Here is a 5,823-nt window from a genome sequence, read left to right as displayed (position 1 = left end):
GCGGGCCGGAAGGCGCGGACGAATGTCTCCTGGTGCGCCGCCTCGAGATCCAACGCCCCCAGCGCCACGCTGCCCACCCCCGAGGCGGAGCTCACCGGGAAGCGCCGCGCCAGGTAGCGGACCACCTCGGGCGAGTACGCGCGGTACACGCGCGTGAGCGTGGCGCGCTCTCCTTCACGGAAAGCCTGTAGTACGGCCCGGTCGCTTCCTGGCAGCAGCACGCGTCTCCCATTCCTCCCGGCTTCTCTTCCCATACGGAGCGAGCCCGCCGGATGGGTCGTTCGAGGCGTCGAAATCCTCCTCCACCCCGTATCCCTTCGGAAGAACTCAGCTTTTTGGAAGGCCGCGCTTCTCGTCCTCCAGGTCCCCCAGCTGGATTTGAAGTGCCCGGATGGAGATTTGAATCTCCCAGATGGAGAGCGCCAGGGAGGCGAGCATCAGCAGCAGGCTGCCACCGAAGACGTACTTCCCGGCCCACTCCATCCCCGCGAAGAGCAGGAGCATGCACATCACGCAGAGGAACAGGCTGGAGACCCCCAGAATCTGCATGTCGCGGATGAGCCGGACCCGGACCTTCAGGTTCTGAATCTGGGGCAAGAGCACGGGGTCGGGCTGGGCCTTGTACTGCGCGTACATGTTCCGAATCAGCGCGGCGATGGCCAGGAACCGGTTGGTGAAGGCCAGCAGGAGCAAGGAAATGGTCGGAAAGAGGAGGCCGGGAGTGGTGAGCGTCAGTTCCATGGGCGGAGGCGCGAGTGTGGGTCGGTGGACACCATACTGGCCTTCGGGCGCCTGCCCGCCACCTCGTCCTTATCCAAGCGTGCGGTTCCAGAGGGGGGCTGGACGCACCCCGACTTGATGCGGCCACCAAAACCATGTAGCCGAGCAGGCGATGTCCGCACTCGCCCCTTCCTCCCCAGAGCACCCCGCGGGGCCCCCGCCCGCGGTCTCGTTCGACAACACGGCCATTGCCTTCGCCACCAAGAGCGATGCGCAGATGCGCAAGGCGCACCTGCTCTTCTCCTCGTTGAGCCAGCCCTGGCTGGTGCGTGCCGGCATTCCCCTGTCCGCCTGGCTGCTGCGCATCGGCATGCCGGGCGTCCGGCTGGTCGTCCGGCACACCGTCTTCGAGCAGTTCTGCGGAGGCGAGAGCATCCAGCAGTGCGACGCGGCCGTCGAAGCGCTCGGCCGGCATGGAGTCCAATCCATCCTCGACTACAGCGTGGAGGGCGAGAAGTCCGAGGAGGGCTTCGAGGCCACCACGCGTGAGACGCTCGCCACCATCGAGTGGGCGGCGAGCCACCCGCACATCCCGTTCAGCGTCTTCAAGGTGACGGGGCTGGCGCGCTTCGGCCTGCTGGAGAAGCTCGGGGCGGGCGAGGCGCTCAGCGCCGACGAGCGGGCCGAGTGGGAGCGGGTGCGCGAGCGCGTGCTGCGCATCTGCCAGCGCGCCCACGAGCGCGGCGTGCGAATCTTCCTCGACGGCGAGGAGACGTGGATTCAGGACGTCATCGACGGGCTGGGCGAGGAGATGATGGCCCGCTTCAACCGGGAGCGGCCGCTCGTCTACAACACCTACCAGATGTACCGGACGGCGAGCCTGGGCAACCTGCGCGCGGCGCTGGAGCGGGCGAACACCAAGGGCTACTTCCTCGGGGCCAAGCTGGTGCGCGGCGCGTACATGGAGAAGGAGCGGCTGCGCGCGAAGGAGCGCGGCTATCCGGATCCGATCCAACCGGACAAGGCCACCACCGACGCCGACTACGATCGCGCCCTGCTCTTCTGCCTGGAGCACCTCGACCGGATGGCGCTCTGCGCGGGCACGCACAACGAGGCGAGCTGCCAGCTGCTGCTCCAGGAGATGGCGCGGCGCGGCATCGCCCCGAACGACCCGCGCGTCTTCTTCAGCCAGCTCTACGGGATGAGCGACAACATCTCCTTCAACCTGGCGAAGGCCGGCTACAACGTCGCCAAGTACCTGCCCTATGGACCGGTGAAGGCCGTGCTGCCGTACCTCATCCGCCGCGCGCAGGAGAACAGCGCCATCGCGGGCCAGGGCGGGCGCGAGGTCCGCTTCATCCGCGACGAGCTGCGGCGGCGCAAGCAGACCCGGGCGCTCGGCGCCGGCCAGCCGAAGAGCTGAGAGGCGAGAAGCGGGAGGGGCGGGCCGCATTAGCGCCCCCACCCTGGGACGCGGGGCGCTATTCTGCCGCGCCTCGACCCCATGTCCGCCTCGCCCCTCACCACAGAGCAGGCCCTCGCCCTCGCGCCGGACTCCTCCGCGGCCGCCGCCGGCCAGAAGCTGGCCACCGAGCGCTCCTGGCAGGGGCTCGGCCGGGACGGGCGCGCGGCCTGGGGCGAGTGCAAGGGCAGCGCCCTGTACCAGGTGCGCGTCGACCTGTCCGACCTCGCCACGAAGTGCACCTGTCCCAGCCGCAAATTCCCCTGCAAGCACGCCCTCGGGTTGCTGCTGCTCGCCGCCGCGGAGCGCATCCCCTCGGGCACGCCCCCGGAGTGGGTGGCGGAGTGGCTCACCAGGCGCTCCTCCACCGCCGAGCGCAAGGCGAAGGCCAGCGCGGAGGGCGCGGCCCCCGCAGACCCGGAGGCCCGGGCGAAGCGCTCGAATGAGCGGCACTCCCGGGTTCAACGCGGGCTGGAGGCCCTGGCCCTGTGGATGGAGGACCTCGTCCGCAATGGGCTCGCCGGGCTCGAGGCGGAGACGGCCATGTGGAGCACCCAGGCGGCGCGCCTGGTGGACGCGCAGGCGCCGGGCCTCGCCTCCCAGGTGCGCCAGCTCGCGTCACTGCCGGGCAGTGGCCCCGACTGGCCCCAGCGGATGCTGGACCGGCTCGGGCGGCTCGCGCTCGTCACCGAGGCGTGGAAGAAGCTGGACGAGCTGCCTCCCCTCCTCGCGGCGGACCTCCGCTCCCTGGTGGGCATCTCGCTGAAGGAAGAGGACGTCCTCGCCCAGGGCGAGCGCGTCACGGACACCTGGGTCGTCGTCGGCCTGGAGCTCGAGGACACCGAGCGCGTCCGCGTGCAGCGGACCTGGTTGCTCGGCGCCACGTCCGGCCGCTCGGCGCTCGTCCTCCAGTTCGCGGCGGGCCCCGGTGCGCGCTTCACCGAGTCCTTCCTGCTCGGCACCGCGTTCCCCGCGGAGCTGGTGTACTGGCCGAGCGCGGCCCCCCAACGGGCCCTCGTCCATGAGCGGAAGGGCGAGGTCCGCCCCCTCGCGGGCCCCCTGCCCTCGCTCACGCTCGACGGACTCTGCCAGCGGTTCGCCGATGAGCTGTCCCGCTCCCCCTTCCTCCCGCGCACGGCGGTGATGCTCGGGGCCGTGGTGCCCGTCGTGGACGGCCAGAAGCGGTGGTGGCTCCGGGATGCCACGGGTGCGGCGGTCCGCCTCGGGCCGTGCGACCGGTGGCGGCTGCTCGCGCTCGCCGGAGGGCACCCGATCGACGTGTTCGGTGAGTGGGACGGAGAGGAGTTCCGCCCCTCGAGCGCCCGCGTGGAGGAGCGCCTGCACCCACTCGGAGGCCCGTCATGAACGAGCTCGACGCGCTGACACGCCTCGCCACGCTCGGGACCGCGCGCGCTCCGGAGCTGGGAGCCCAGCCCGGCGTGGAGGGTCAGGCCCTCCGCGCGCTGGAGGGCGTGCCCATGGAGAAACGCCTCCTGCTCGCGGCCGGCGTGCGCGCGGTGGCTCGGGCCGCGGGACGGAAGCTGCCCGCCCTCGACACCCGGGGCGAGGTGGCCCCTCCCGACACGCTCGAGGTGTGCTCCCCGCGGGTGAGCGCCGTCCTCACGGAGCTCCTGGTGTCGAATGAGGGAGAGGTGCTGCGCGAGGCCTTCGAGCGGATGGCCCTCGCCCGCCGCCGTGTCCCGCCGGAGCTGCTCGCGCGGGTGCTGGGGCTCAGGGACCGGGCGTTGCGCACGCTGGCGGAGCCGGTGCTCGGTGAGCGCGGCCAGTGGCTCGCCCGCCAGAATCCCGAGTGGCGCTCCGGCGCGACCGCCCTGGGGGTGGACCTCGCGGAGGCCGAGCGCGTGTGGGCGGAAGGGACGCCCGAGGAGCGTCGCGCGGTGCTCACCCAGGCCCGGAAGGCCGACCCGGCGCGAGCCCGCGCGTGGTTGCAGACCACCTGGGCCCAGGAGAAGGCCGAACACCGCGCCCGGTTCCTCGCCTGCCTGGACGAGGGACTCTCCCCGGAGGACGAGGCACTGCTGGAGCTCGGCCGGAAGGATCGCGCGGCCGCGGTGCGTGAGGTGGCGCGCTACCTCCTGGCCCGGTTGCCCGAGTCCGCCTTCGCACGGCGCATGGCCGAGCGGGCGCGCACGGTGCTCGTCTGGGAGAAGCCGGCCACGCTGCGCGTCCAGCTCCCGAGCAAGTGGGACGCCGAGGCCGAGCGCGACGGGCTGGACAAGCCCCCCGCCGGGGTCGGCCAGAGCGAGCACTGGCTCCTCCGACTCCTCGAGGCCGTTCCCGTCCGCACCTGGGAGGAGGGCTTCGAGGCCACCCCGGAGCAGCTCGTCGCCGCCGCCGCGCGGACGGACCACGGCGTGTCGCTCTCGGAGGGCTGGGCCCTCGCGCTGCGGCTGGAGGCCTCCTTGCCCTGGGCCTCGGCCCTGCTCGCCTTCTGGTCGCGCTGCGAGTCGAAGGTGCTCGACGCCGAGCGGGCCCAGACGCTGGCCGTCTCCGTGCTCGAACAGCTCCCGCCCGCCGAGCGCACCGCGCGCACCCTGCGCATCCTCGCCCGCGCCGAGTCCCTGCCCTCGCTCGATCGGGCGCTCGCGGTGACGCCCGCGCCGTGGCCGGCGAAGCTCGGCTACGCCTGGCTCCAGGCGCTGCGCGAGCTGTACGACCCGAGCACCCGGGCCGCGGCGCTCCTCGGCGTCCTCCGTCAGGCGGCCATGGCCCTGCCCCCGGAGTGCCTCGCGACCGCCGCCGAGCCCTTCGAGCTGCCCCACCCCCTGTACCGCTGGAGCCAGGAGTTCCACCGCTTCCAGCACACCGTCTCGCTGCGTCGCATCCTGTACGAGGAGCTGAAACCGTGACCGCCAACGCCCTTCTCCGCCAGCACGCCGAACAGCAGTACGCCGAGGAGCTGGCCGAGCTCGCCAAGGCCGATGACCGCCCGAAGCCGCAGGGCTGGAAGCTCTCGCCCTGGGCCGTGCGCCTCTACCTGCTCGGCGGCCAGCTCCCCAGTGGCTTCAAGGTGGGAGCCAAGTACATCGGCAACGCGCGGCTGGTGGAGATCGCCGTGGCGACGCTCGCCACCGACCGGGCCCTGCTGCTCTACGGCGTGCCGGGCACCGCGAAGTCCTGGCTGAGCGAGCACCTCGCGGCGGCCATCTCCGGGGACTCGACGCTGATGGTGCAGGGCACCGCCGGCACGGACGAGGCGGCCCTGCGCTACGGGTGGAACTACGCGCGGCTGCTGGCCGAGGGCCCCTCGGAGAAGGCCCTGGTGCCGAGCCCGGTGATGCGTGCCATGCGCGAGGGCAAGCTGGCGCGCATCGAGGAGCTGACGCGCATGCCGGGCGAGGTGCAGGACGCCCTCATCACCCTGCTGAGCGAGAAGACGCTGCCCATCTCGGAGCTGTCCAGCGAGGTCCAGGCCCGCTCCGGCTTCAACGTCATCGCCACGGCCAACAACCGTGACCGCGGTGTGAACGAGCTGTCGAGCGCCCTGCTGCGCCGCTTCAACACGGTGGTGCTGCCCGTGCCCGACTCGCTGGAGCAGGAGGTGGAGATCGTCGAGAAGCGCGTGGCCGAGATGGGCCAGGCCCTCGCGCTGCCCGCGGAGAAGCCCGCGCTGGAGGAGA

Annotated in this window: 5 protein-coding genes and 1 pseudogene; 4 read left to right on the top strand and 2 right to left on the bottom strand. The window is 72.1% G+C overall.

Going from position 1 to position 5,823, the window contains the following annotated elements; genetic code table 11:
• Positions 1-221: pseudogene (locus VF697_RS20715) on the bottom strand (sigma-70 family RNA polymerase sigma factor); the annotation flags it as partial.
• Between the two features lie 106 nt (positions 222-327).
• A complete protein-coding gene (locus tag VF697_RS20710; RefSeq protein WP_331097558.1) occupies positions 328-741 on the bottom strand; it encodes a DUF2721 domain-containing protein in 414 nt (137 codons plus the stop codon).
• Between the two features lie 151 nt (positions 742-892).
• Between VF697_RS20710 and VF697_RS20705 the strand changes: the two genes are divergently transcribed.
• The 4 genes from VF697_RS20705 to VF697_RS20690 all read left to right on the top strand — a co-directional run.
• On the top strand, positions 893-2,143 hold the full coding sequence (locus VF697_RS20705) for a proline dehydrogenase family protein (protein WP_331097556.1): 1,251 nt from the start codon (positions 893-895) through the stop codon (positions 2,141-2,143).
• A gap of 81 nt (positions 2,144-2,224) precedes the next feature.
• Complete coding sequence (locus tag VF697_RS20700) at positions 2,225-3,547, top strand: SWIM zinc finger family protein (RefSeq protein WP_331097554.1); 1,323 nt, start codon at positions 2,225-2,227, stop codon at positions 3,545-3,547.
• Positions 3,544-5,052, top strand: a complete 1,509-nt coding sequence (locus tag VF697_RS20695) for a DUF5691 domain-containing protein (protein ID WP_331097553.1) — start codon at positions 3,544-3,546, stop codon at positions 5,050-5,052. The genes VF697_RS20700 and VF697_RS20695 overlap by 4 nt, the downstream gene beginning before the upstream one ends.
• Positions 5,049-5,823 (top strand): AAA family ATPase (locus VF697_RS20690; protein WP_331097551.1); only part of this gene is annotated, 775 nt, incomplete at its 3' end. The genes VF697_RS20695 and VF697_RS20690, both read left to right, overlap by 4 nt.

The organism is Archangium sp., assembly GCF_036388035.1.
Lineage (GTDB): Bacteria > Myxococcota > Myxococcia > Myxococcales > Myxococcaceae > Archangium.
This window is presented reverse-complemented; position numbering and strand designations above follow the sequence as displayed.